Origin of the sequence: Listeria sp. LM90SB2, assembly GCF_028867355.1 — a bacterium.
Lineage (GTDB): Bacteria > Bacillota > Bacilli > Lactobacillales > Listeriaceae > Listeria > Listeria monocytogenes_B.
The window spans coordinates 1,078,717-1,105,247 of the sequence record NZ_CP046449.1 but is presented as its reverse complement, the minus strand read 5'-3'; the positions used below and the strand labels follow the sequence as shown (position 1 = coordinate 1,105,247).

The window sequence follows — 26,531 nt, the reverse complement described above, 5'->3', positions numbered from 1 at the left end:
TGTACAAATGACTATAATCTAGGTATAATGGTAGAGTTGTGAATTACTATGGTTTGAAGGAGTTGAGGAACGTGAAAAAGGAGCAGCAAACAGCAAGTGACCCTGGTCCACATCGAAGTATTCATACAGGTGATTTTTCACGGGAACGAAACTCTAACCGCGTGAAATTTACCTGTTAAAAAAGGAGGTAAAAAGCATGCATCAAATTTTCAAATCAGATGAAAACGGCAAATTAATTGAATTAGAAGAAGTGACACGCAATTGTTGGATTAATATTGTTGCGCCAACTTCCGAAGAAATTAACAAAATTGCCGATAACTACGAAATTCCACTAGAGTTCTTAGAAGATCCACTAGATAAAGATGAAAGTGCCCGGATTGAACGCGATGACGACTCGGATTCTGTTTTAATCGTTTGTGACTTTCCGGTAGTCGATGAAGATGATATTCATTACGCTTCATTTGAAACCATACCAATGGGGATAATTATTACAAAGGATTATTTTATTACAATTTGTACGATTGATTCTTCTATTGTACAATCATTTATTAGAAACCGTATTAAAGGCTTTTATACACATATGAAAACGCGGTTTGCATTGCAAATCTTATACATGATTTCCACTACTTTCTTGCGTCACTTAAAACGCTTGAACCGTCAAACAGACGAAATCGAAAAAGAACTACATGAATCTATGAAAAATAAACAACTTTATGATTTAATGGGGATTGAAAAAAGTTTAGTTTACTTTGTAACCGCCCTTAAATCGAATAAAGTCGTACTTGATAAAATGATGCGTCAAAATATTGTTAAAATGTACGAAGAAGATCAAGACTTATTAGAAGATGTTATTATTGAAAATCGCCAAGGTATTGAAATGGCGGAAGTCCATTCGAATATTTTAAGTGGGATGATGGATGCTTATGCTTCAATTATCTCCAACAATATGAATATCGTGATGAAATTCCTTACTTCTTTTACCATCATCTTGACGATTCCAACAATGGTGTTTAGTTTTTACGGAATGAACGTAAAATTACCGTTTATGAATACACCAATGGCTTGGATGCTGACGCTCGGTTTCGCATTTGGGATTGCAGGAGCACTTGCGATTGTGTTCTGGCGGAGGAAATTCTTTTAAAAACAAGCAAAAAGCGAATGTATTACCTAAGATTTTAGGGCAATACATTCGCTTTTTTTAGTTAGCTAATTCGCCGTCTAGCAACGAACGTAATTCTTCAGGACTAATGTGCTCATCAAAAATATGTTCACCCACAATAACAGTTGGTACAAAAACAACATTTGCCGCGTTTGCCTCAGCAACAATTTTTTCTGATGCCGCTTTGTTGTCTTGCTCTGTTAAGCCTAACTCGGATTCCATATAAGTAGCTACTTCAGGAAGCGTTAGGCTACCCCATTCATCTTGCTTACTATAAATTTTATTGATTGTTTCACGGGTTTCTTCCGGTTTGGAATAATCTAAGTAGCGATGCGTTACATTTCCTCGTTGTAACGATTCTTTTTCTTTATCAAATGGTTTAATGATTAATTCAATTTTCCCTGCTTGAATATATTCCGTTAGAACGTCTTTGGATTTTTCATTCCATTCTCTACAAAATGGGCAACGTAAGTTAACGAATGACATTACCTTTACTGGCGCAGTTTGATCTCCTACGTGTATCCCTGTTTCTGGTGTTACTACTTCTGCTTTAATTTGGCTAATATCCATGAAAAAAATTCCTCCTCTTAATTATGGTTGCATTTTTATTTTACTAGTAGTTGCGTTTTTTACAAGTTGCATGACTTTATAGGCCGAATAGCCACTTGCTTTTTCAAAGTCGATACCAATCCGTTTTTCTTCTCCTTTGGCAGGGACTACTTGTTTGAATGCTCGATATTTTTCTTTGAGCTCAAGCGTATCTATGCCCTTTTCATACGCTCGCTCAATAGCTTCTAAAAATTGCACAACAATCGTCATTTCTTCGGTTGTCCAGTCTGGATTTAGTGGATAACTGTATTCCATTAACTAATCCCTCCTTTGTTAAGTTGCAATTCTTCCAATTTCTCGGTGGTTTTTGTGGCGATTTGTTTTAATTCTTTTTGTTCATCGTCTGAGAGATGTAATTCAAGTAGTTCTCTGACTCCTTCTGCGCCAATGACAGCTGGAACACTAATGAAGACAGGATTTTCTAAACCATATGCGTCTTTCACTTCAACACCAACTGTGATAACTCTTGCTTCGTCGCGCAAAACAACTTCGGTTAATTCAGCAAGAACAGTTACCGTGCTAAATCGAAAAGAACAACCATCTTTATTTTCAAAAGGAAAATCTGGAATTTTAGTAATCATTTTTGTTAAATTTTGTAAATCCTCTGCTGAGATTCTTTTTTGCTCTTCAGCTAAATAACTTAAAATTGGTTTGCCTCCAAGAAAGGCTCTACTCCATACAGGAATGACATCTTCTGCATTATCGCCAATAATATATCCGTGTACATTTTTAGGGCTAATTTTAAATAATTTAGCAATTTCCACTTGAAAATAAGACGTCGCAAGCATGGTGCCAAGCGTAATAATTTGATTTGCAGGTAAGCCGGAGAAACGTTTAATTAACGCGGCAACGACATTACTTTCAGCTGTCGCCACTAAGACAATTCCTCGGAAACCGCTCGCCATCATTTTCTTCACTTTTTCTTTGATTAGCGTGACATTGTCTTCTTTTGAAACGAGTTGATTGGACATTTCTTCTTGAAAAAAGACGACTATATCAGCGTTGCGACACTCGTTGAAGGTTCCTGCGTGAATGGTCGCATCTGCATGATAATAACTCGCATAGTCAAAATCTTGTACGCTTGTTTTAGCTTGATCGTCTATTAAGTAAATCTCGGCTGGTATTTTTTTTAAAAGAACTGTATGAATGTAGAGATTTTGTAGATTACTTCTGCCGATAACGACAATTTTTTTCTTCTTAGATGGCATATGCATCTCCTCCTCATCAAGTCTCTTATTGTTATTTTAGCATGCTTCCGAGGCAAAAATAAAATAACTTGACCACATAAATAAAAAGCAATGCTCATTCGCTTTGCTTTTTACAAAATAATCTTATTTTAAGCCATTTCACGTCGTTTTACTTTTAAATAATGCGTTGCAAAACAGAAGAAAATCGGTAATACATAACTAACGATAATCAGAATAATTACTTCTAAGATTCCTTTACCGATGTAGCCACCAGTCATTTTGACAAAGCCTGTGATTGGAGTTTCGAGAATTTGAATAACGGAACGCCATCCACCTGTATCATGCATGTGATGAATAAATCCTACAATAAAGGCCACAATCGTTAATAAAAAACAAATTCCTGCTACTACATACGCAAACCAAAATAGAGCTTTCTTCCAAGTTGCTGTTTGTTTCTCCATTTTTTCACCTGATTCAATTAGATTTGACTTGTTACATTCACTTGTTACATTATACTCCTTTTTTTCTAAAACGGATACTTTAAATATTTCAAAAAATGAACTAAAAGAGTTTTTGTGAAATCACGCACTAATTTATATAGATAAAAAGCGGAAATATCCATAAAGGATACCTCCGCTTTAAGTTGATTACATGTGAATTGGACGACCTAAAGCAAGTTCAGCTGCTTCCATTGTAAGCTCTCCAAGGGATGGATGAGCATGGATAGTAAGCGCGATGTCTTCAGCTGTAATACCCGATTCGATTGCTAAGCCGATTTCTGAAATAATATCAGAAGCGTTCATTCCGGCAACTTGTGCACCGATAACTAGGCCATCTTCTTTACGAGTAACTAGACGAACAAATCCTTCAGGTGCATCTAAAGAAAGCGCACGACCGTTACCGCCGAATGGGAATTTAGCAGCTTTTACATCAAAGCCTTTTTCTTTTGCTTCTTTTTCTGTTAAACCAACTGTTGCAAGTTCTGGGTCACTGAAAACAACAGCTGGAAGTGCTGTATAATCGTTTTCTGCTTTTTCGCCAGCAATTGCTTCAGCAGCGATTTTTGCTTCATAGCTAGCTTTGTGAGCTAGAGGAACACCAGGAACGATGTCACCAATTGCGAAAATGTTAGAAACGTTAGAGCGACCTTGTTTGTCAACTTCTACTAAACCGCGTTCTGTTACTTTAACGCCAGCTTGTTCTAAACCGATTTCGTCTGTATTTGGGCGACGACCTACTGTCACTAAAACATAATCAGCTTCGATAGTTTTAGTTTCACCGTTAGCTTCATACGTTACTTTAACGCCGTTTTCAGTTTCTTCAGCAGATTTTGCAAGTGCTTTAGTAACCATTTCAACGTTTTTGCTTTTCAGATTACGTTTAACTAGGGAAACCATGTCTTTTTCGTATGTTGGTAAGATTTCTGGACCACCTTCAAGGATAGTTAGTTCTGTACCAAGGTTAGCGAATGCTCCACCTAGTTCTGTTCCGATATATCCGCCGCCAATTACGACTAATTTTTTCGGAACTTCTGTTAGTGCAAGTGCACCAGTTGAGCTTAATACACGTTTACCATATTTGAAACCTGGGATTTCGATTGGACGAGATCCTGTTGCAATGATTACGTTGTTAAATGTATAAGTTTGAGCGGAGTCAGGGTGAATCACACGCAAGGAATGATCATCCACGAAGAACGCTTCTCCTTCTAACATTTCTACTTTATTTTTCTTAAGAAGGCCTTTAACACCTGATGTAAGCTTGTTAACTACGCCGCCTTTCCATTCTTGTGCTTTTGTGAAATCTAAGTTCACGTTGTCTGCTGTAATACCCATGTTATCAGAGTGTCCAGCTTCTTTAAAACGGTGACCGATTGTGATAAGTGCTTTGGAAGGAATACATCCCACGTTTAAGCACACACCGCCGTAATATTCTTTTTCAATAATGGTAACTTTTTGTCCGAGTTGTGCAGCTCGGATTGCGGCTACATACCCACCTGGGCCTGCACCGATGACTATGGTGTCTCTTTCTTCTGGAAAATCGCCTACTACCATTTTGTTACACCTCCATTAGTAATAATTCTGGATCGTTTAATAAACGTTTAATATTGTTCATTGCTTTTTGAGCAGTTGCGCCGTCAATTACACGGTGGTCAAAGCTCAAGGAAAGAGCAAGTACTGGTGCTGCTACAATTTCGCCATCTTTTACGATAGGTTTTTGAGCAATACGACCAACACCTAGGATAGCAACTTCTGGGTAATTAATTACTGGAGTGAACCATTGTCCACCGGCAGAACCGATATTAGAAATAGTTGCGGAACCGTGGCGCATTTCGTCAGCAGTTAATTTACCATCACGTGCTTTTCCAGCTAGTTCGTTGATTTCATCAGAAATTTGGAATACGGATTTTTTATCAGCATTTTTAATTACTGGTACATATAAACCGTGGTCTGTATCTGCTGCGATACCAACGTTGAAGTAATGTTTGTAAACAAGTTCTTCTGTCGCATCATCTAAAGTTGTGTTAAGCACTGGGAAGTCACGAAGCGTTGCAACAAGAGCTTTCACCATATAAGGTAAGAAAGTTAGTTTGATACCTTTTTCGGCAGCCACTTCTTTGAAACGTTTGCGGTGAGCCATAAGTGCAGTTACTTCGATTTCGTCCATTAAAGTAACGTGTGGAGCTGTATGTTTTGAATTTACCATTGCTTTTGCAATCGCACGACGAGTTGGTGTTAATTTTTCGCGTGTTTCTGGGTAAGCATCGGAGCTTGCAACTGGTTGTTTTGCTGCTGCTTTTTCTGCCTTTGGTGCTGCTGCTTTTTCTTCTGTTTGAGCAGTAGTTGTTGATGCAGCTGGTTGTTCGCCGTTTAGGAAAGCATCAATATCAGCTTTAACTACGCGGTTATTTTTTCCAGAGCCTGCTACTTCAGCGATATTAACGCCTTTTTCACGCGCATATTTACGTACAGAAGGCATTGCAATTACAAGGCCATTAGGATCTTTTTTAGATGATGGCGTTCCGTTTCCACCTGTAACTGGAGCGGAAGTTGCATCGTTGTTTGTAAGTTCAGCTTCTTCTGCTGGAGATTCTGGAGTAGATTCATGACTAGCTTCTCCTTCAAAATCGCCTTCGAATGTTACTAATACTTGACCAACTGTTGCTACTGTTCCTTCGCTAACTAAAATATCTTTAACAGTTCCATCTACTGGAGAAGTAATTTCTTCGACAGATTTGTCGTTTTGTACTTCAAAAATGGACTGATCTTCTTCTACTTTATCGCCCGGTTGAATAAACCATTTAACAATTTCACCTTCATGAATTCCTTCACCAATATCTGGTAATTTGAATTCAAAAATTCCTTTTCCGCTAGCTTGTGCGGGTGCAGGAGTTGATTCTGTGGATTCTGCTTTTGGTACTGCGCTTTCTTCTTCGGCGTCGTCTTCGTGACCTTCTACGCCATCAAATGTTACTAGTACTTGTCCAACTGTAGCAACTGTACCTTCTGCAACTTTGATTTCTTTAATCGTTCCTGAAACTGGAGAAGTGATTTCTTCCACTGATTTGTCGTTTTGTACTTCAAATAGGGATTCATCTTCTTCAATCTTATCGCCTGGTTGTACAAACCATTTAACGATTTCACCTTCATGGATACCTTCACCGATATCCGGTAATTTAAATGAATATGCCATTTTATTAAGCCTCCTGTAATTTCTAAGGTTCAGATAAACTGAACCTTAGTATAAAAATATTTCTTTCCCCTTCTAAAACTCCCCATAAGTTTTAAAACGGTCATTATAAATTAAAATGCAATAACTTCTTTTACACGTTCGATGATATCGTTGTGGTTAGGTAACCAAACTGTTTCTGCTTGAGAGAACGGGAATACGCTATCTGGAGCAGCAACACGCATAACTGGAGCTTCAAGAGAAAGGATTGCATGGTCGTTGATTTCAGCAACGATATTAGCTGCAATACCCGCTTGTTTTTGCGCTTCTTGAACTACAACTGCGCGGTTTGTTTTCTTAACGGAAGCAATGATTGTTTCCACATCAATTGGGCTAATTGTACGTAAATCAATAACTTCTACAGATACGCCATCTTTTTCAAGCGCTTCTGCTGCTTTCATTGATTCTTGTACCATTGCACCGTAAGTGATGATAGAAACATCCGTACCTTCACGACGAACAGCTGCTTTACCAATTTCTACTGTGTATTCGCCTTCTGGAACTTCTTCACGGAAAGAACGGTATAATTTCATATGTTCTAAGAAGATAACTGGATCGTTATCACGAATAGCTGAGATTAAAAGACCTTTTGCATCATATGGAGTGGATGGAATTACCACTTTTAAACCAGGTGATTGAGCCATTAATCCTTCTAAGTTATCCGCATGCATTTCTGGTGTATGAACTCCACCACCAAAAGGTGCGCGAATTGTAATTGGAGCAGTACGAGTTCCGCCTGTACGATAACGCATACGAGCCATTTGACCAGCAACGGAATCCATTACTTCAAATACGAAACCGAAGAATTGAATTTCTGGAACTGGACGGAAACCTTCAAGTGCAAGACCAATCGCAAGACCACCGATACCAGATTCTGCTAGAGGAGTATCGAATACACGATCTTCGCCAAATTTTTCTTGTAATCCTTCTGTTGCACGGAATACTCCGCCGTTTTTACCAACGTCTTCCCCAAAAACTAATACGTTTTCGTCTTTTTCAAGTTCTACTGCAAGCGCATCTGTAATCGCTTGAATCATTGTTTTTTGCGCCATGATTATTTCGACTCCTTCGCTTCATAGATTGCCAGTTGCTCTTTGATAGGAGCAGTTGGTGTTTCGTACATATTTTTAAGAAGATCAGTTACAGTTTGTTTTGGTGTAGCATCTGCTTCTTTAATTGCTACTTTGATTTCTTCTTTTGCTTGATCGATAACAGCATTTTCTTTTTCTTCGTTCCAAAGGCCTTTACCTTCTAAGAAAGTACGGAAGCGAACGATTGGGTCTTTAAGTTCCCATTCTCCGTCAAGTTCTTTTGTACGGTAACGAGTTGGATCATCACCGGAAAGTGTATGTGGACCATAACGGTAAGTCATTGTTTCGATTAATGTTGGGCCTTCACCAGCAACTGCACGTTCACGAGCGAATTTAGTTACAGCATATACTGCAAGTGGATCCATTCCGTCTACTTGTACGCCTGGGATTCCGGCTGCAACTGCTTTTTGAGCTAATGTTTCAGCAGCTGATTGTTTTTCACGAGGTGTAGAAATCGCGAATTTGTTATTTTGTACTACGAAGATTGCTGGAGCATGGTAAGCACCTGCAAAGTTCATTCCTTCATAGAAGTCACCTTGGGAAGAACCACCATCACCTGTATAAGTGATTACAACAGCGTCTTTTTTACGTTTTTTAAGACCTAGAGCAACACCGGCAGCTTGCACGATTTGTGCACCGATGATGATTTGTGGTGATAATACATTTAAATCTTCAGGGAATTGGTTACCTACAAAGTGTCCACGAGAGAACAAGAACGCTTTTGTAAGCGGAAGTCCGTGCCAGATAAGTTGTGGCACATCACGGTAACCCGGAAGAATATAGTCATGTTTTTCAAGTGCGTAGTGGCTTGCAAGTTGGGAAGCTTCTTGTCCAGCAGTTGGAGCGTAGAAACCTAGACGTCCTTGACGGTTAAGTGAGATAGAACGTTGGTCAAGTACACGAGTCCAAACCATGCGAGTCATTAATTCTACTAACTCGTCATCAGTTAAATCCGGCATTAAATCTGGATTAACGATTTCTCCTTTTTCATTCAAAATTTGAACTAATTCAAATTGTTTATGAACAGCCTCAAATTGTTTCTTTACGTCGATAATAGCCTTCTTTGTTTTAGAAGCCATTTCGTATCCACCCTTTCGTCATTCACATTGTACAGTTTCAAATTCTTCATTAGTTAGGTATGCGTTTTATGTAACGCTCGTCCGGTCATTTACCCATCTAAATGGATTCTTTTAAAACTGCCATCCTGATTGTGTATTAATTATAATAGCGTAGTAAAAAGAAAAGTCTTTCTATAGAAAGAAGCAGATTCCGGAAGCTTTTTTCTAAATTCCTATTAACCAATTACGTAGCCTCTCCAGTTATTACCACAAAATCCTCATTGAAAACATGGGTTTTAAGAGAGTTTGTGAAAAAATATTCATTCTTTCACAATGTTTCATAAAAAATCAGGAACTTTCCTTTTAGTTAAAAGTTATTTCTGTTTTACTTAAAAACAAGAATTTTATTAATACACTAATCTTCTCTCTTAATTTACACTACCAAGATTATGAAGTCAATAAGTTAATCTCTAATTGTTTTATCGCTTACAATGGCATTATTACTTAAATCATTCGCTTTCCACTTCTGTATTAAAAAAAGATGAAACAGATAAAAACTGTTATATAATATTACAACTCTCGCATTACCACACCTATTTCAAGCTTTCAAACAGCAAATATCGATAGTTTGTGAATTCACAAACATATAATTTTTTTCTTTGTTTAGTTTAAACGAACATTATAAAAAAAATGATTGTTATTGTTCGTTTTTAAAACTTTCTCTTTTTTAACAAATATGCCTTTAGACCTATTAAAACACTCTTTTTTTCGAGTCTAGTAATCTTTCATTCCTTTTTTTTCGTTCTTTTGTTAAAATAAAGATAAGTTATTAAAGAACAGGAGAGAATCAAATCATGCTTACAATGGACGATATTGTACGAGAAGGTCATCCAGCACTTAGAGAAGTTGCGACAGAAGTGACTTTCCCGCTTTCAGATGAAGAAAAAAAATTAGGACGCGAGATGCTCGAATTCCTGATTAACAGTCAAGATGAAGAGTTAGCAGAAAAATATGGGTTGCGTGGTGGCGTTGGAATTGCAGCTCCACAACTCGCTGTGACTAAACGTTTCCTAGCTATTCATGTACATGATGAAAAAGATCGTCTTTATAGTTATGTGCTTTATAATCCAAAAATTCGTAGCCATTCTGTACAGCAAGCTTGTCTTTCTGGTGGTGAAGGTTGTCTTTCTGTTGACCGAGAAGTTCCAGGGTATGTGGTCCGAAGTGAACGTGTAACCATTGATGCCTTTGACGAAAATGGTACACCGCTTAAATTACGTTTCAAAGGTTATCCAGCGATTGTTATTCAACACGAAATCGATCATTTGAACGGTATTATGTTTTATGATCATATTAATAAAGAAAATCCATCATACTTGCCACCAGATGTGGATGTGTTTGGTTAAATTGAATAAATCCCCGCAGGAATTAAGATCCTGCGGGGATTTTTGACTTTATGAGTGACCACCAACTGTTTCTATTTTTGTATCAAGCTGTCTGAATTTACGTTCATTTGCATCGCCTGAGAATAGCACTAAATCAAGTTCTTCGTGAATAAAATGACCATCTGAGTCCACTAAATTTTTTTCAAATAATCGCGAGTCAATTTTAGCAAAGATAGTATGATAGTCCATGTCAGAAACTGTTTGAATCACGGTGCATTCGAGAACAATCGGACACACATCTATGTAAGCTACTCCCCCACTATCACTTTTGGTTAATTCTATTTGATGAACTTTTATTTTATCGTTACGCTTTCCTGACGAGAATCCCCCTTGCTCAATCAATCCTAACTGCTCCGTGTTTGGAAAATTTACTGCAAATTTTTGGCCAGCATGCAAGTGTTTGCTGGCATTACTTTCTGCTGACACGCCTATAACAATACTATCTCCTAATGTGTACGATGATGATCCCGTTGACATTTGCGGTTCTCCAACCTCATTCAAATACGTTAATACAAAGACTGGATAAGCTGGATAAAATTTTTCTGTTTCTATGCGCTGTTTCAAAGTTAGCACCTCTAGTTTTTTCTTTCATTATAAATGATGCCATACTAAGATTTCAAGAATAAATTAAAACCTTACAAGTAAGCGCTTTATGTGTTTTTCTGGTAAAATAAGATTGGAAAGAAGGTGGAAAATTGGAACGTTATGATAGACAGATGCGTGTTAAGAACATCGGAAAAGTTGGTCAAAAAAAGTTACTCACGAAAACGATTTTGATTGTTGGCGTTGGTGCGATTGGTTCATATGCCGCAGAAATTTGTGCACGAATGGGCTTTGGAAAGTTAATTTTAATTGATCGTGACTATGTGGAGCTAAGTAACTTGCAGCGCCAATCGCTTTTCACGGAACAAGATGCATTAGACAAACAAGCAAAAGCGTATGCGGCATCCAAAGCGTTACAATTAATTAATAGCGATATTGAAATCGAATATATAGTTGATGATGCGAACGCAACAAGTTTAACGCCTTATGCCGGAGCAATTGATTACATACTTGATTGTACAGATAATTTTATGACGCGCGACTTTTTAAATCAATTTTGTTTCAGCCATCAAATTCCATGGATTTTCACCTCGTGTGCTGGAAATTATGCGAATCTCATGCCAATTATTCCACCCGACTCTGCTTGTTTACACTGTTTACTTGGTGATATTCCCCAAACCAACGCAGCAAGTTGCGATATTATCGGTGTGGATGGTGCGCTGATTCCGATTGTCGCGGGCATGCAAGTTTCTTTACTTACACAAATGATAATCAATCCTGATTTCAAATCAAATACCTACTATCAACTAGATAATTGGCAATTTTCTTTCCGGTCTCTTGAAGTCAAGAAACGCCCCGATTGCTCTGGTTGCGCAACTGGAAAAATGATTTCAGAAGTGCCTTTTTCCGAGCAAACAGTCGCTCTTTGCGGAAGAGATACAGTACAATTTCGTCTGCCAAATAAAAGCAATTATCACGAAATTAAACAAATGCTGACGGAACAAAAAATTTTTTATAATGAAAATCCCGCTTTACTCAGTTTCCAATACGAAAAATTTCAATTTGTTATTTTCAAAAATGGACGCGTGTTACTTCATGGGACAGAAAATATAACAGAAGCGAAAAAAACATATCACTTATTTTTCAACTAAAGGAGGCAGTTATGGAACAAAAAACATTTATTAAGGTAACTTGTAGTATTTTAACGATTAGTGATACAAGGAATTTGGATACGGATACTAGTGGTCAACTGATTCAATCTGCCTTAGAAACTGCTGGGCATGAGGTTATTTCGCGGATTGTCGTGCCTGATGATGTTACGCTCATTAAGCAAAAAATAAACGAGTTAGCAGCTAATGGGTCCTTTTGCCTTATCACAAATGGTGGTACCGGTATTGCTAGGCGTGATGTTACGTATGAAGCATTATTCGCAACGATTCAGCAAGAAATCCCTGGGTTTGGTGAAATTTTCAGGATGCTCAGTTACGAAGAAGTTGGTAGTCGCGCCATGGTGTCTCGTGCATTCGCTGGCTTTTCAGAAAGCGGCTTACTGCTTTTTGCGTTGCCTGGATCAAGTAACGCTTGCCAGCTCGCTGTTCAAAAATTGATTATCCCAGAATTACCTCATTTAATAGCAGAACGACAAAAATAAAACATCCGACCACACATGTGACCGGATGTTTTATTTATCCTCCAATTTGACTCATACGCCGCCAAGTTGGTTTATTTGATTGTACTTCATCTTGTAATTTTAATGCCATTTCATGATTTTCAGGCTTATTATCAATTGCTTTTTGCACCAATTGCATTAATTTCACTGGATCTTGGATAAATGGGCGGATATTCATTTCTTCATCCCAGTATAAACATGCTTTAATATAACCATCTGCAGTAAGTCTGAGTCGGTTGCAACTATCACAAAAATGAGCGCTAACCGGGTGAATCACACCAAACGTCCCTTTCGCTCCTTTTATACGGAAATTTTCGGAGGGGCCATTTCCACGAATCGAGTCCACTGGTTCATACTCATAACCAGCTTCATTACAAGCTTCAAAAATTGTATCAAGCGGCAAATATTTTTCTTTCCAACTCGTACCAGCATGACCAATTGGCATGTATTCAATGAAACGAATATTAATATCTTTATCTTTTGTAAATCGAAGGAAATCAGTTATTTCGTCATCGTTTTGTCCTTTAATTAGTACGACATTAAGCTTAATTGGGAACAGTCCAACTTCTTCTGCTTTTTGAATACCATCAAGTACTTTTTGCAAACGGCCACCTCGTGTAATTGCTTTAAAACGATCTTCATGAAGAGAATCTAAGCTGATATTCACACGTGTGAGCCCCGCATCCTTCAGTGCTTCTGCTTTCTTTGCCAAATACATAGCATTCGTTGTAATCGAAATATCCTCTATTTCAGGAATTGCTCCCAGCCCGCGAACAATTTCCACTATATCAGTTCTTAGTAACGGCTCTCCGCCAGTGATGCGGACTTTTTTGATGCCGAATTTCACCATTAATTCCATAAAGCTGACAATTTCATCTTTGGATAGTACTTTTTCATGAGGCAAAAATGTCAGGCCTTCTTCGGGCATACAATACACACACCTTAAATTACACCGATCTGTTACTGAAATACGAATATAATCGTGTACCCGCCCAAATTTATCCTTTAATAATTGCATAAAACAAAACTCCTATCCTACAAAATAGTTACGCTTCTGCTTTAAATGTCCCGCTTTTTCCACCTGTTTTTTCCACTAAATACGTTTTTTCAATCCGCATGCCTTTATCCATTGCTTTGCACATGTCATAAATGGTTAATGCTGCAATGGTTACTGCCGTGAGCGCCTCCATTTCGACGCCCGTCTTTCCAACGGTTACGACTTCGGACGTGATAGTTAGCGCGGTCTTACCGTCATCTTCAAAAGAAATATCAGCTTTTGTCGTCATAATCGGATGGCACATTGGAATTAGTTCGCTTGTTTTTTTAGCCGCCATGATTCCAGCAACTTGCGCAACGGCCAAAACATCTCCTTTAGCAATTTTACCAGCATGAATACGCGCTAAGGTTTCTTCATTCATATGTATCGTAGCTCTAGCGATTGCACGGCGTTTTGTTTCAGATTTGCTCGTAACATCTACCATTTTTGCGCGTTTTTCATCGTTAAAATGCGTTAAATCATCTTTTTCCATCTATTACCCTCCTTATCCACCGCTTACTGGCGGAATGACTGCGATTTCGGTTATTTCTTCTGGTAAAAGGTCTTGATCTTGTTGAAATTCCATATTCACAGCTAGCATACATGTTGCCAAATCAACGGCTATTTCAGGAAATTCACTACTAATAACTTCTCGAACCTCGCCAACTGTCTGGCATTGCTGCAAATTCAATTTCACTTCCGTTTTATGTGTCTTATCAGCTAAAAAAGCGAAAAATTTAACTGTTGTTAGCATCTATGCCACCCCACCTTGTTTTATCGACATCTTTTTCTTCTTTCCATATAGGTACCCGTTCTTTTAAACGTTCAATAATATATCTGGATCCCTCGTAGCAAGCGGCTCTGTGTGGTGTTGATACACCGATGACCACAGCGACATCTGTTATTTGTAAAAGTCCTAGTCGGTGGACGATAACAACATCCGCCCCCCACTTTGTTTCTACTTCTGCCGCTAATTTAGTTAGTTCTTTGAGCGCCATTTCCTCGTACGATGTGTAACGAATTTCTTCTGTTTGAATATCACCCGTCCATTCTCGAATTGTACCAACAAAAAGATTAGTCCCACCGTGATTTTTATTGATTAGTTTTTCAGAAAGTGGTCCTATTTCGATTTTTTCATGTTGCAAAGCTACATATTTCATTTTAAAAACTCCTTGATTAACGTTTCTGCAAAAAGGGTTAAAGCTTTTTCTTCGCCGATGAAAATAGCTTCATTTTTTAACGCTGGATTATGCGTCGCAATTTTATGGACAGCTTTACTATTGTTTAAAAGTTCGATTTCCGCCTGTTCGCGAATTAAAATAATTTTAGGAAAAGGACCTTCTTTGTAGCCTTCTATAAGAACGATATCTGATTCTGGTAACTTTTGAATGGCTGTTTTTAAATCGATGCCGGTTTGTTCCATCACAGCATATTGTCTCGAATTCGCAATAACAACAGCCTCTGCACCACTTTCTTGAAACGAGTAGGAATCCGTTCCCGCGTGATCTACAGAAAAATCATGTGCATCATGTTTGATGGCAGATACTGTGTAGTTTTCCTTCCGACTAGCTCGAATTAGTGCATTTAGTAAAGTTGTCTTCCCGCTATTTTTAAAGCCGATTATTTGGAGGATAGTAGCCATGCTTCGACCTCTTCTCCTTTTAATTTTCCAACTTTACCGCGAGGGATTTTGAATAAACAGGTGGTTAAATGGAGGTTTCCTAGCGCACTCGACATATCGCTTCCTACCAACTCAACCAAATATTCCCCTTCGTCAGACAAACGATAGGTTCCTCGTAAAAAACGATCATAGCCATTATTTTTAGTGTAATCGCTCGCCATTTTTGCACGGACTTTGGTCGTCTCAGTTGTATCTTTCCCCATTAAGGTAGCTAATACCGGTTCTACGAATAAGTAAAAACCTGTAAAGCATGCCCCTGGATTACCAGAAAGTGCGATGATAAGCGTGTTGTCCAACCACATCCCTGTTGTCGGACTGCCCGGTCGCATTTGAATTTTATTAAAAAGTAATTCTGCCTCTTTTTTTGCAATATCAGCCATATAGTCAAAGTCCCCTACAGAAACACCACCTGTAGTGATTATCAAGTCTGCTATTTGAGTCAATTCTAGTAATCGTTTTTTCGTATCCTCATAATTATCAGGTAATTGTTCGGCCGCGCAAATTTCGGCATGATGTACTTTTAGTAAATTCTCCAGTAATGGTTGATTACTATTAAAAATTTTGCCATCTGGAAGTGGATTTCCAGCAGGAACAAGTTCACTACCTGTGGATAAAATAGCTACTTTTGGCTTTCTGATGACTTGTACTTCTTGAATTCCAAAGGATGACAGTAAACTTATCGAACCGGCATTTAAAATGTGGCCACGATCTAACAGCAAATCTCCTTTGGCGAACTCCGTACCGATTTCTGTAATGTTAGTAGATTTTTGTGTATTTATAAGTACGATTTCATGCTCGTTATCCGCTTCTCTTGATTGTTCGAGCATAATAATTTTCGAGGCATTATCTGGCACTTTTGCTCCAGTCATTATTCGGACGGTTTCACCAGGTTTTAGCAGTTTATCGTATGTTTCCCCACACGGAACTTCTGCTACAACGTGCAAAGTGATAGGATAATTCTCGTCATCCTCCTCAGTAATCGCAAAGCCATCATAACCAGAGCGCCTAAAATAGGGAGCAGGAAACGGCGCGAAAATAGGTTCTTGTAGTACTTGGTTTAACGCCTCTGTCACACATTTCTTTTCTACTGGAAGATGCGTTATTTGATTACATAATATCTCTCTCGCTTGTTCCATTCTAATGGTATTTCTTTTTTCAATCATCTGGGCGCACTTCCCTTTCCTAAATAATGTATGCGTTTTCTTTAGTACCAATATACAGGAGTTTGCTTGTTTTAAAAAGTAAAGCGACTTCTCCTTAGTTTGCTGCTTTGAATCCGTATTTTTCCAGTATTTTTTGCGCTTCTGATGTATTCATAAAATCAAGGAATGTCGCGGTTTCTTCTCTTTTATCCGAGTCACTGACTTGTGCGCTATAGTAAGCAATTGGATCATGGAGTTTCTCATCGATTTTTGCCTTCACTTGTACTTTTTTGCTTAATAGAGCATCTGTCTGGTAAACGAAGCCTGCATCTGCATTTCCAGCTTCCACATAGGATAAGACTTGACGAACATCGGTGGCAAGAACGAGTTTTGCTTTTTCTGCATTATATAGATTTAAGTTTTCGAGCGTTTGTTTGGCATAGGCGCCTGCTGGTACTGATTCTGGATCCCCGATGGCGATTTTGGATGCATCATTAAGTAATTGTTCTAAGTTCATCCCTGCCTTCTGATCCACGTTTTTAGGTTCAATTAGAACGAGTTCATTTCCCGCAAATTCTTTCGTTTTTTCTGCTAAATTTTGCTTAATCAGTGTATCCGCATCTTTTTTACTCGCTAAAAGGACGCCGTCAATTGGTGCACCGCTTTCGACACGTTCGCGAATTTGCCCAGAACCACCAAAATCAAAGGATAATTTAATCGTTGGATTAGCTTTTTCAAAAAGTGGCTTTACGTCATCTATCGTATCTTTTAAACTTGCTGCAGCTGAAATATGTATAGTCGTTGTTTTGGCTTTCTCAGGTGTATCCTCGCAAGCTCCGAGAAGTAGTAATAATCCACAACATATAATAAGTGCTATTTTTTTCATTCTTCATCCCCCTTTTTATTTAGTTACATTGTACTTAAGTTTGACATTTTATACCAGAGAGAACGATAATAATAGAAGTACTAGAGGGTTCAGGAGGAGATTTATGTTTACATCTGTTTGGCATACATTACTTGTAGCTACAATTTCTACGTTTCTCGCGTTTATGACGATGTTACCACTGAGTTATTATTTTGCCGGTCGAAAATCACGTTTCCAGTTACCAGTGGAGATTTTAATTTTACTTCCGCTTGTTTTACCGCCAACTGTGGTTGGTTTAGTTTTACTGAACGTCCTCGGCCGCAATGATTTTATTGGTGGTGTGCTTTGGGATACTTTTGATTTCAGCTTTATTTTTTCCCTTAGCGGCGCAATTGTTGCAACGACAATTATTATTTTACCGATTATGTATCAAGGTTTGAAATCAGCATTTTTATCAATTGATCACGAACTTGTATGGGCAGCAGAGACTCTTTCAGCGAATAAAAAACAAATTTTCACAAAAATTATTTTACCGAATTGCTGGCAACCAATTTTAGCAGGGGTTTTGCTTAGTTTTTGTCGGGCGATGGGTGAATTTGGCGCAAGTTTGATGGTGGCTGGTTATATTGAAGGCAAGACGGATACCATTGCTTCAAGCATCTATTTTATGGTGCAACAAGGAGACATGCGTACTGCGATTTATCTTGGATTAATTAACGTCATTATCGGCGTGTTTGCTTTACTTGTCATTCATGTATTAACTATACGCCAGAGTAATTTAACGAGGGGGATGTAATTATGCTACGATTACAATTTCACAAAAAACTTCCTTTTCATGATTTAAATATTGATTATACGTTTGAAGAGCCAGTAACCGCGATGATGGGCGCAAGTGGTTCAGGCAAGTCAACTCTATTTCAGTGCGTTAGTGGCTTGAAAAGTATTGACGGCGGCATTATTGAATTTGACGGGACTCCGTGGGATGATTCCAATATTTCGTTACATCTTCCTGTAACAGAGCGCAAAGTAGGTTATTTATTTCAGAATTTAGCTCTATTCCCAAATATGAATGTGTATGAAAATATCGCTTTTGGCTTGAAAGTGAAGAAAAAGAAGAAAAAAGAACAAGCAGAAATTCAGCAACAAGTACGAAAAATGAGTGATTATCTACAAATTTCTCACCTGCTTTATTCTTCCGTTCAGAAATTATCTGGTGGCGAGAAACAACGTGTTGCGATGGCTCGGGCAATGATTACGGAGCCAAAATTACTTTTACTGGATGAACCTTTCAATGGTTTAGATGAAGAAACGCGTTTGATTTGTATGAAATTAGTTGGTCAAATGGCCAAAGACTTCCATATCCCCGTTATTTTTGTCACGCATTATGCCTCGGAAGCAGAAATGATGACCGAAGAAATTTTAGTTATGCGAGAGGGACGCCTTGAAAAACGAAAAAGTTAATGTCGGCATTGTATTAGCCGGTGGTCGCTCAAGCCGTTTTGGGGAACCAAAAGCGTTTTTTCAGGATGAGGCAACTGGAAAAACGTGGGTCGAGCTAACGGTTAGTAAGTTGCTGCCGCTTTGCGATATGGTATTTGTATCGGCAAATCATGAAAATCATTCAAAACTCGTGGCTCTTTTTGTTGCAGAACCAAGCATTGAAATCATTCCAGATCAAACCGCATTCAGTGAATTTGGACCGCTTGGAGGAATTTATGCGGTGATGGTAGAAGCAAATGCTTATCAGAAAGCTAATTTCCTAGTGCTTCCTGTCGATATGCCTTTTTTGACTCCAAAAGAAATTGGACGACTGGCTGATTATCCTAATCATTTTGCTAAAACAGCGCAAGCAAATCACTATTTGGTTGCCAATATTCCCTACTCACGAGAAGTGCTACATCACTTACTACAAGACGAGCAACATCGTGTCAGAGCTTTACTCGAAAAACTCCATACCAAACCTTTAGCATTTGAAGAAGATGCCCCATTTAGAAATATCAATCATCAAAATGAACTTTTTTAACCTTTTCTTGTCCTTTTCTTTAGTTTTTTTTGGTAAACTAGAGAAAATCATGAGAAGAGGTTTTTTTATGCAATTTTTCCGCTTACTTTGGGTGTTTACTTGGAAGCAAGCACTTTGTTGTATTTTTCCAGGCATTATCTTTATTTCGCTTGCACTTACAAAATTGATTGATATTCCTTTTATTGCGCGCTACGACTTACTTTTGATTATTTGTCTTGGAACGCAAGTGCTACTTATAAAATTCGGTTTAGAAACATGGGATGAACTTAAGGTAATTATGGTTTTTCATCTTATTGGACTTGGACTTGAAATCTATAAAGTACATATGGGGTCATGGAGTTATCCAGAGCCTGGTTTAATGAAACTTTTCGGTGTGCCGCTTTATAGCGGTTTTATGTATTCAAGTGTGGCGAGTTATATTTGTCAGGCTTGGAAAAGATTTGATCTTAAAATGACAAATTGGCCAAATATCTGGTTAGTAAGTAGCCTTTGCATAACAATTTACGCTAATTTTTTCACGCATCATTTTATAATGGATTTTCGGTGGATTTTGATTGTTTTAGTTCTCGTTTTATTCCGAAAAACATATGTTTATTTCAAAGTTAGTTCTACTCAACTCAAAATGCCTTTATCTTTTTCCTTTTTATGCATCGCCTTTTTCATTTATCTTGCGGAGAACATTGCTAGTTTTTACGGAGCTTGGTCTTATCCAGACCAGCTGATTGCATGGCGTCCGGTGCACGTTTCAAAAATTACGAGTTGGTATTTACTTGTTATTATTAGTATTATAATCGTCGCACAACTTAAATTTGTTAAGCAAAAATTAGAACAAACTTCTGTAAAAGCCAAAAGCGAGGCCACGCTGAAATAGTGGCCTCGCTTTAGTTTTTATTGGTAAACAAAATTATTTTTTCCAGAAAGAAATTGGAATTTATTTGTGAATTACATATAAACTATCTTTTAAAAAAGGAGTCATCTGAATTTCTGTTTTTTCTTCATGAAGTATTTTTGTAAGGCTGACCTTTTTACCTTGCTCCAAATCAATCGCGTAGTCATCCAAAGAAGCAAATTGCCCTTTCAAATAAATCGGGACATTTGATGGCACATAAATGATAACTACTTTTTCGGTCTCCGCTGCTCGAATTTCTGGAGTTTGATTTAAAACTAAATTTATTGGTGCCAGTGTTGTTAAGTCATTTGCCAAAATAAAGGATTTTAGAAATGCATAATCTGTAGCTCCTTCAAAATGAAGTGCTTGTCGCCAATTAAATGGAGAAACAAAACCTTCGCCTAGAGCTGATCCAAATGTACTTCCTTCTTCATGCCAACTCCAAATACCATGTGCCCCATAAGAAATACCAGCTATAGCACCAGATAAGACACTTTGCCAAGCTGCTTTTCGTACATCTTCTCGGCTAAAACGACCATATTTTTGTCGACTATATCCCATTAATTCGTAACACGGTTCTGAATTAATAACTGGCTTGATTGGCTCTAACTGACTAAAGTGTTCTGCCAACGTATACGCCATTGATTGGTGCTCCGAATTATGTCCAGATTGATAAAAATACAAATCAAGTGCTGGATGTGTTTGCAGATTTTCCGGAATATCTTTTAAACGACCGCAAATATGCAAAACTTTAAGTGCGTGTGGCGCTTTTTTAGAAACGGTTTCTAAAGCTTCCAAATAATAAGCTGTTACAGTTTCCGTTGGAAAATCCGTGTCCCCACTAATGATATAAATTGGTTCGAATTGCTCGAAATGTTCCAACATCATTTCTGTATAGGGTTTAATGTCTTCTTTTCGAAACAGTGGTGAAGTACCAAATTTTGCCCCCCACGTCTCTGGAATATAATTACACCACAATAACACAAGCGCTGGAGTAAAACCTTGATTCACTGCCATTTCTAACATCTTTTCTGCATGTTTAAAGTAAGCTTCATTTTTAGCTTTTAAATCGAAAAAACCTTCACTTATACCAAACGGCTCTTGCATTTTTTTTAGTATACTTCGATCCCATTGTGGCAAAATATTGATTTGCAGTACATTAAATCCCTGCTCTTTTCGGACTTTTAAATAGTAGGCCCAATCTGTTAAATCAATATTTGTAAACGCACTCCAAACAGTATCTGCAAGGTAGAAAAAAGGTTTGTCATTTTTCTCTATCCGGCGCTTATCTGCACTTTGTTTTAACATTTTTTTCACCCTTTCTATATTAAGCCTTTGCTTCTAAAATCTTTTGGTTATTATCTACGCTTTTTCCAAGGTTCACTGTAATAACATCGGCGAGTGTGGCACTATTAGTTACAATAATAGGCGTTGTAATATCATAGCCAGCTTTTTTAATTGCATCTAATTCAAATCTTCCTAATAAATCGCCCTTTTTTATTTCTTCTGATTCGCTCACTTCAATGTCAAAAAATTGACCATTTAGATTAACTGTATCAAGTCCAACATGAATTAACAACTCGACTCCTTGTTTGGAAATCAACCCTATCGCATGCTTGGTTTGAAAAACACTAAGTACTGTCCCATCAAATGGAGCACGAATTTCGCCACTCGCTGGAAGAATCGCTACTCCTGCTCCCATTATACCAGCAGAGAAAACTTCATCTTTCACATCATTTAATGCAATTATTTCCCCTTGAAGTGGGCTATAAATAGTTTCGTCTAATGTAGCTTTTTCTCCTGTTTGAATCACAACTTCCTCAACTTTATCTTTAAATCCAAAGAAATAAGTTAAAATCAACGCTACACTGAATGCCACTACTAAAGAAATTAAGAATCCCCAAAAATCCCATCCTATTCCATCTGGATTAATGAACATCGGAATACCGAAAATCCCACCAGACGCGAAGCCTCCAAACATTTTCGCAGCACTCATCCCTGCAATTGCCCCACCAAATGCTGATCCTACGCAAGCCATAATAAATGGTTTTTTATATGGCAAGTTTACTCCATAAATCGCTGGTTCCGTGATTCCTAAAAATCCTGAAATAGTTGCTGTTATAGAAAGGGAACGTAATTCTTGGTTTCGGGTTTTAAGCATTACTGCCAGAACCGCACCAGTTTGCGCGAATACAGTACAATAAAGCATAGCATTAATTGGATCGTACCCTAAAACAGAAATATTATTAATGAAAATCGGGATAAATGCCCAGTGTAATCCGAACATGACAGCCACTTGCCAAATACCAGCCAGGAAGAATCCTGCAATCATTGGACTAAGCGAATAAAGCCCCAATGCTCCTTTTGCAAGTAGTTGGCTAGCATATGTTGAAACAGGTCCGATAATAATTAGAGATACAGGCACCACAATTAAAAGTAATAAGAGAGGAACAAAAATCAATTGTAAACTTTTCGGAATAAATTTCACTAATACTTTTTCCAGTTTGCTCATAAAGTAAATAGCTAAAATAACAGGAATAACAGACATTGTATAATTCATTAAAATTACAGGGATATGTAGAAATGTTAAATGAGCTCCGCTGCTATACATATCAACAAGCGTCGGGTAAACAAGTGCTGCACCAACCGCAGCAGAAAGATATTGATTCGTTTTAAATACTTTCCCTGCTGAAAACCCAAGTATAATTGGCATAAAGTAAAAGAGGGCATCACTTGCTGCGTAAAGAACTTCGTAAACACCAGCTGAGGTATTAATTAGTCCCATTGTAACTGCCGCTGTCAGGAATCCTTTCAAAATACCTGAAGCTGCCAATAGACCCAGTACTGGCATAAATATTCCAGAAATTAATTCAACAAACTTATTAAAAATACTTTTGTGTTCTTGTTCAGGGTTATCTTGCGGCGCATCATCTGGTTTAATCCCTAATACTCGAATGACCTCATCATAAACATAACTCACATGATCACCGATAACCACTTGGTATTGTCCACCACTTTTCACAACCGTCATAACACCTTTTAATGCTTTGATTTTTTCTGTTTCTGCTAGATTTTCATCACGTAACTTAAACCGTAGTCGTGTCACACAGTGAATCACACTTAAAATGTTTTCTTTTCCACCAACAAGCTTTACAACCTCTTTTGCAAGATCCGAATTATTCATTTAAAATTCCTCACCTTCTGTAATTTTAGAATACTGCTTTTCACTTGTTTTTCCCATTCTTGAAAATCTTCCAAAGCATGTGTATGAGTGATATTTGGTTGGTACAATTTTGCTATCGTTCTCTTATTTTGTAGTTTATTGTCGGCAATTTCAATAGCACCAATTGCCGAAAGTTCTTCCGCGGGACTGACTGCCACTTCTGCTTTTAAAACATCTGCTAAATATTGCATCAACTCATGTTGCTTTGTTAATCCACCGTCTACTTGTAAGCGCTTAATATTTTGACCTGTCATTAACTCCATTTGGTCAATAACAGCCTTAATTTGAAATGCAATACTTGTAAAACCGGCACGAATAATATGCCATTTTGTATGTTCTCGTGTGAGACCAAGAATCTCTGCTCGTATATCTGTATTCCAATAAGGCGAACCTAAACCTAATTGTCCAGGAATTAGCACAACACCCTCATTGCATGGTAATTGAAATGCTCGCTTACAAGCTGTATCGTAATCATTAAATAGTTCTAATTGTTCGGATAAAAAAACCAATGTGTCTCCACAAGAACGAATAATTCCTTCTAACGCAAACTGGTTCACGCCTGCAACATCCCAGGCAAGAGTTGTCAAAATAGCATCGTTTTCAGGTAATCTGTTCTCACCAATTTGCATCATAACAGAGCATCCTGTCCCAAGCGTCGCCTTCACTGCCCCAAATGCATCACAGCCTTGTCCATAAAGTGCCGCTTCTGAATCAGCCATCACACTATGAATCGGTATCTCCTGATAACTTCCAAAACTTCCAGCAGATTGCTTCACTTCTGGTAAATAAGCACGTTTAACTCCAAAAAGTTCGAGTAACTCATCTGACCAATCATTTTTTTCAATATCATAAAGGAGTGTGCGGCTGGCGTTTGTTCGGTCTGTGAAATAATTACTATCATCCGTAAGCGAAAATAACAACCAAGCATCCATTGTACCAAATGCCAATTGATTACGACTTGCTGCATCCCGCACCGCAGAACTATTTTCCAATAACCACTTCATTTTAGAAGCAGAAAAATAAGAATCAATTTTCAATCCGGTAAGCTGTTTAATTCTTTTTTCATAACCAGCTTTTTTTAATGTTTCGCAAAGTTCTTTTGTTCGATTACATTGCCATACAATCGCATTATAAAGTGGCTTGCCCGTTTGTTTATCCCAAGCTACAATTGTTTCTCGTTGATTCGTCAAAGCAAGTCGCTCGATATCCGCTGGAATTAAATCATGTTTTGCCAATATGTCCACAATTAATGTACGGACATTTTGACAAATTTCGATTGGATTATGCTCTACCCAGCCTTTCTTCGGATACAACTGTCGATGCTTTTTATCTAAACGATCTACAAGTTCACCTGCTTTAAACAATAATACTTTCGTTCCAGATGTGCTTTGATCAATAGCGATTTGATAGTGTTTCTTCATCTTCTTTCGTCTCCAAGGTTTTTCATAACTGTAGCAACAATACCAGTAGCAGATAAGCCATAATAATCAAAGATTTCTTGGCTCGTTCCAGCGATAGCAGGTTCATCTGGAATTCCTAAGATCAAATGACGAATACTTGTTGGCGAACTACTTACCACTTCACTCACTGCTGCACCTAAGCCACCATAAATACTATGTTCTTCTATGCTAATAAGTAGTTTTGTTTCAGCTAATGCCGCTTCTACAGCTCCCTGGTCAAATGGTTTGATTGTTGAAAAATTCAATACACGCGCGCTGATTCCTTTCAACTTCAATTCTTCCCTTGCATCAAGTGCGACTCGTACCATTTCACCAGTTGCTAAAATTGACACATCGTTTCCTTTCCTAAGGGTTCCAGCTTTCCCAATTTGAAATACTGGTTTTTCTGCGTAACAATCTTCTACCGCATTTCTGCCAAGACGAACGTACGCCGGCCGATTTGATTGAAGCAAATAGTCAAAAACAGCTTCCGTTTCCAGACGATCAGCTGGTAGAATGACTTCTAAATTAGGAATCGCTCTAGTAACAGCAATATCTTGAAGCGAATGATGGCTCATACCAAGTGCACCATAACTAACACCACCGCTGATACCAATCAATTTTACATTCGTGTCTGAGTAAGCCACGTCTACTTTTACCTGTTCAATACTGCGCATACTTAGAAAACATGCTGGTGAAGCGACAAAAGCTCGCTTGCCACTATGTGCTAAGCCTGCTGCAATTCCAACAATATTTTGTTCGGCAATCCCAGTCTCAACTAGTCGCTCTGGAAATTTCTCAGCAAAAGCCCCCAGCGAAGCGGATCCTCTTGAATCACTTGTTAAAACAACTAAATTACTATCGTTACGAGTTGCTTCTTTCATTAAAACTTCACACATTACTTGGCGGTTCGCTATTTTATTCATGACGGCACGCCTCCATTCTTTCCTCTAAATCTTTCATAGCTATTTCGTATTCCTCACTGCTTGGTACGTAATGATGCCATTTAGCAGCATTTTCAGCCATTTTAACCCCATAACCTTTTATCGTTTTTGCAATAATTAGACGAGGTTTTCCAGTCACATTAACTGTTTTAAAAATCGCTTGTAGCTTATCCGGATCATTTCCATCCACTTCGATAACATTCCAACCAAATGCGCGCCACTTATCTGCCAAAGGTTCTACACTCATTACATCTTCTGTTCGACCGGAGATTTGTAAGGAGTTCCGATCAATAATCGCAGTCAAATTATCTAATTTATAATTTGCTGCAGCCATTGCACCTTCCCAGACAGACCCCTCTGCAAGTTCCCCGTCCCCCATGAGTGTATAGGTGTGATAACTTTTCCCATCCATTTTAGCAGCTAATGCCATACCCACCGAAACAGATAAACCATGGCCGAGCGAACCTGTGTTCATTTCAATTCCAGCTACTTTATTATTTGGATGCCCGATTAAACGCGAGCCAAATGCGGAGAAATCAGCCAATTCTTCTTTTGCAAAAAACCCTTTATCTGCTAAAACTGCCCAAAGAACTTCGACAGCATGTCCTTTACTTTGAACGTAACGATCACGATCTAAAGCTTCTGGATTTTCCGGATTAACATTCAGCACACCATAGTAAAGCGCCACAAGAATATCCGCACATGATAAATCTGAACCAGTATGTCCCGTTTTTGCATCATATATCATTTTTAGAACATCTTTTCTAATTTCAAACGATTTTAACTTTAATTCACTCATTTT

29 protein-coding genes are annotated in these 26,531 nt (G+C 38.1%); 8 read left to right on the top strand and 21 right to left on the bottom strand.

Features of this window, described 5'->3' with window-relative positions; all coding sequences use genetic code 11:
* Positions 1 to 196: 196 nt before the first annotated feature.
* Complete coding sequence (locus GL301_RS05460) at positions 197 to 1,141, top strand: magnesium transporter CorA family protein (protein ID WP_003722692.1); 945 nt, start codon at positions 197 to 199, stop codon at positions 1,139 to 1,141.
* A gap of 57 nt (positions 1,142 to 1,198) precedes the next feature.
* Here GL301_RS05460 and GL301_RS05455 read toward each other — a convergent pair whose 3' ends face one another.
* From GL301_RS05455 to pdhA, 8 genes are all read right to left on the bottom strand, one after another.
* Positions 1,199 to 1,729 carry a DsbA family protein gene (locus tag GL301_RS05455; RefSeq protein WP_070008220.1) on the bottom strand — a complete coding sequence of 177 codons (531 nt, stop codon included), beginning with the start codon at positions 1,727 to 1,729 and terminating at the stop codon, positions 1,199 to 1,201.
* A 21-nt stretch (positions 1,730 to 1,750) separates the two neighbouring features.
* Positions 1,751 to 2,023 carry a UPF0223 family protein gene (locus GL301_RS05450; RefSeq protein WP_003722685.1) on the bottom strand — a complete coding sequence of 91 codons (273 nt, stop codon included), beginning with the start codon at positions 2,021 to 2,023 and terminating at the stop codon, positions 1,751 to 1,753.
* Positions 2,023 to 2,976: a Rossmann-fold NAD(P)-binding domain-containing protein gene (locus GL301_RS05445; protein WP_003727020.1), complete on the bottom strand. Its 954-nt coding sequence runs from the start codon at positions 2,974 to 2,976 to the stop codon at positions 2,023 to 2,025. Before GL301_RS05445 ends, GL301_RS05450 begins: the two co-directional genes overlap by 1 nt.
* Before the next feature lie 128 nt (positions 2,977 to 3,104).
* Positions 3,105 to 3,416, bottom strand: coding sequence for a hypothetical protein (locus GL301_RS05440; protein ID WP_003725567.1), 312 nt, complete (start codon positions 3,414 to 3,416; stop codon positions 3,105 to 3,107).
* Positions 3,417 to 3,602: 186 nt separating this feature from the next.
* On the bottom strand, positions 3,603 to 5,006 hold the full coding sequence (gene lpdA / locus GL301_RS05435) for a dihydrolipoyl dehydrogenase (RefSeq protein ID WP_003727021.1): 1,404 nt from the start codon (positions 5,004 to 5,006) through the stop codon (positions 3,603 to 3,605).
* A 4-nt stretch (positions 5,007 to 5,010) separates the two neighbouring features.
* Positions 5,011 to 6,645 (bottom strand): dihydrolipoyllysine-residue acetyltransferase, encoded by a 1,635-nt coding sequence (locus GL301_RS05430; protein ID WP_274758845.1) that lies wholly within the window; start codon positions 6,643 to 6,645, stop codon positions 5,011 to 5,013.
* Positions 6,646 to 6,755: 110 nt separating this feature from the next.
* Complete coding sequence (locus GL301_RS05425; protein ID WP_003722680.1) at positions 6,756 to 7,733, bottom strand: alpha-ketoacid dehydrogenase subunit beta; 978 nt, start codon at positions 7,731 to 7,733, stop codon at positions 6,756 to 6,758.
* Between the two features lie 2 nt (positions 7,734 to 7,735).
* Positions 7,736 to 8,851 carry a pyruvate dehydrogenase (acetyl-transferring) E1 component subunit alpha gene (gene pdhA / locus GL301_RS05420; protein ID WP_003727023.1) on the bottom strand — a complete coding sequence of 372 codons (1,116 nt, stop codon included), beginning with the start codon at positions 8,849 to 8,851 and terminating at the stop codon, positions 7,736 to 7,738.
* A gap of 833 nt (positions 8,852 to 9,684) precedes the next feature.
* Between pdhA and def the strand changes: the two genes are divergently transcribed.
* A complete protein-coding gene (def, locus tag GL301_RS05415; RefSeq protein ID WP_003725563.1) occupies positions 9,685 to 10,236 on the top strand; it encodes a peptide deformylase in 552 nt (183 codons plus the stop codon).
* 48 nt (positions 10,237 to 10,284) lie between these two features.
* Here the strand turns inward: def and GL301_RS05410 are convergent, their stop codons facing one another.
* Positions 10,285 to 10,839 (bottom strand): flavin reductase family protein, encoded by a 555-nt coding sequence (locus GL301_RS05410; RefSeq protein ID WP_003731548.1) that lies wholly within the window; start codon positions 10,837 to 10,839, stop codon positions 10,285 to 10,287.
* Positions 10,840 to 10,970: 131 nt separating this feature from the next.
* On the opposite strand from GL301_RS05410, the gene GL301_RS05405 reads away from it, so the two are divergent.
* The gene (locus GL301_RS05405) at positions 10,971 to 11,969 is read left to right on the top strand and encodes a ThiF family adenylyltransferase (RefSeq protein ID WP_010958840.1); all 999 of its coding nucleotides are present in this window, start codon (positions 10,971 to 10,973) and stop codon (positions 11,967 to 11,969) included.
* A gap of 11 nt (positions 11,970 to 11,980) precedes the next feature.
* Complete coding sequence (locus tag GL301_RS05400) at positions 11,981 to 12,469, top strand: MogA/MoaB family molybdenum cofactor biosynthesis protein (protein WP_003725560.1); 489 nt, start codon at positions 11,981 to 11,983, stop codon at positions 12,467 to 12,469.
* 34 nt (positions 12,470 to 12,503) lie between these two features.
* Here GL301_RS05400 and moaA read toward each other — a convergent pair whose 3' ends face one another.
* The 7 genes from moaA to modA all read right to left on the bottom strand — a co-directional run bounded on the left by moaA (position 12,504) and on the right by modA (position 17,232).
* Positions 12,504 to 13,505 (bottom strand): GTP 3',8-cyclase MoaA, encoded by a 1,002-nt coding sequence (gene moaA, locus GL301_RS05395; protein ID WP_003725559.1) that lies wholly within the window; start codon positions 13,503 to 13,505, stop codon positions 12,504 to 12,506.
* 28 nt (positions 13,506 to 13,533) lie between these two features.
* Entirely contained in the window at positions 13,534 to 14,016 is a 483-nt protein-coding gene (moaC, locus tag GL301_RS05390) for a cyclic pyranopterin monophosphate synthase MoaC (protein WP_003725558.1), read from the bottom strand.
* A 12-nt stretch (positions 14,017 to 14,028) separates the two neighbouring features.
* Positions 14,029 to 14,277, bottom strand: coding sequence for a molybdopterin converting factor subunit 1 (gene moaD / locus GL301_RS05385; RefSeq protein WP_003725557.1), 249 nt, complete (start codon positions 14,275 to 14,277; stop codon positions 14,029 to 14,031).
* The gene (locus GL301_RS05380) at positions 14,261 to 14,683 is read right to left on the bottom strand and encodes a molybdenum cofactor biosynthesis protein MoaE (RefSeq protein WP_003727028.1); all 423 of its coding nucleotides are present in this window, start codon (positions 14,681 to 14,683) and stop codon (positions 14,261 to 14,263) included. Before GL301_RS05380 ends, moaD begins: the two co-directional genes overlap by 17 nt.
* On the bottom strand, positions 14,680 to 15,165 hold the full coding sequence (mobB, locus tag GL301_RS05375; RefSeq protein WP_003725555.1) for a molybdopterin-guanine dinucleotide biosynthesis protein B: 486 nt from the start codon (positions 15,163 to 15,165) through the stop codon (positions 14,680 to 14,682). Before mobB ends, GL301_RS05380 begins: the two co-directional genes overlap by 4 nt.
* Positions 15,144 to 16,367 (bottom strand): molybdopterin molybdotransferase MoeA, encoded by a 1,224-nt coding sequence (locus tag GL301_RS05370; RefSeq protein ID WP_010958839.1) that lies wholly within the window; start codon positions 16,365 to 16,367, stop codon positions 15,144 to 15,146. The genes mobB and GL301_RS05370 overlap by 22 nt, the downstream gene beginning before the upstream one ends.
* Before the next feature lie 94 nt (positions 16,368 to 16,461).
* The gene (gene modA / locus GL301_RS05365; protein ID WP_010958838.1) at positions 16,462 to 17,232 is read right to left on the bottom strand and encodes a molybdate ABC transporter substrate-binding protein; all 771 of its coding nucleotides are present in this window, start codon (positions 17,230 to 17,232) and stop codon (positions 16,462 to 16,464) included.
* A gap of 103 nt (positions 17,233 to 17,335) precedes the next feature.
* Between modA and GL301_RS05360 the strand changes: the two genes are divergently transcribed.
* The 4 genes from GL301_RS05360 (at position 17,336) to GL301_RS05345 (ending at position 20,105) form a co-directional block, all read left to right on the top strand.
* Complete coding sequence (locus tag GL301_RS05360) at positions 17,336 to 18,007, top strand: molybdate ABC transporter permease subunit (RefSeq protein ID WP_003725552.1); 672 nt, start codon at positions 17,336 to 17,338, stop codon at positions 18,005 to 18,007.
* Between the two features lie 2 nt (positions 18,008 to 18,009).
* Positions 18,010 to 18,672: an ATP-binding cassette domain-containing protein gene (locus GL301_RS05355; RefSeq protein WP_010958837.1), complete on the top strand. Its 663-nt coding sequence runs from the start codon at positions 18,010 to 18,012 to the stop codon at positions 18,670 to 18,672.
* Positions 18,653 to 19,234 (top strand): molybdenum cofactor guanylyltransferase, encoded by a 582-nt coding sequence (locus GL301_RS05350; RefSeq protein ID WP_010958836.1) that lies wholly within the window; start codon positions 18,653 to 18,655, stop codon positions 19,232 to 19,234. The genes GL301_RS05355 and GL301_RS05350 overlap by 20 nt, the downstream gene beginning before the upstream one ends.
* 67 nt (positions 19,235 to 19,301) lie before the next feature.
* On the top strand, positions 19,302 to 20,105 hold the full coding sequence (locus GL301_RS05345; protein WP_003725549.1) for a DUF817 domain-containing protein: 804 nt from the start codon (positions 19,302 to 19,304) through the stop codon (positions 20,103 to 20,105).
* Positions 20,106 to 20,165: 60 nt separating this feature from the next.
* On the opposite strand, the gene GL301_RS05340 is transcribed toward GL301_RS05345, so the two are convergent.
* The 5 genes from GL301_RS05340 to GL301_RS05320 are packed head-to-tail and all read right to left on the bottom strand — an operon-like array spanning position 20,166 to position 26,528.
* Positions 20,166 to 21,431 (bottom strand): glycoside hydrolase family 140 protein, encoded by a 1,266-nt coding sequence (locus tag GL301_RS05340; protein ID WP_003727030.1) that lies wholly within the window; start codon positions 21,429 to 21,431, stop codon positions 20,166 to 20,168.
* A gap of 19 nt (positions 21,432 to 21,450) precedes the next feature.
* Complete coding sequence (locus GL301_RS05335; RefSeq protein WP_003725547.1) at positions 21,451 to 23,307, bottom strand: PTS beta-glucoside transporter subunit IIBCA; 1,857 nt, start codon at positions 23,305 to 23,307, stop codon at positions 21,451 to 21,453.
* Positions 23,304 to 24,767, bottom strand: a complete 1,464-nt coding sequence (locus GL301_RS05330; RefSeq protein ID WP_010958834.1) for an FGGY-family carbohydrate kinase — start codon at positions 24,765 to 24,767, stop codon at positions 23,304 to 23,306. The genes GL301_RS05335 and GL301_RS05330 overlap by 4 nt, the downstream gene beginning before the upstream one ends.
* A complete protein-coding gene (locus GL301_RS05325; RefSeq protein ID WP_003725545.1) occupies positions 24,764 to 25,711 on the bottom strand; it encodes a transketolase family protein in 948 nt (315 codons plus the stop codon). Before GL301_RS05325 ends, GL301_RS05330 begins: the two co-directional genes overlap by 4 nt.
* Positions 25,704 to 26,528 carry a transketolase gene (locus GL301_RS05320; protein WP_003727033.1) on the bottom strand — a complete coding sequence of 275 codons (825 nt, stop codon included), beginning with the start codon at positions 26,526 to 26,528 and terminating at the stop codon, positions 25,704 to 25,706. The genes GL301_RS05325 and GL301_RS05320 overlap by 8 nt, the downstream gene beginning before the upstream one ends.
* Positions 26,529 to 26,531: the final 3 nt, after the last annotated feature.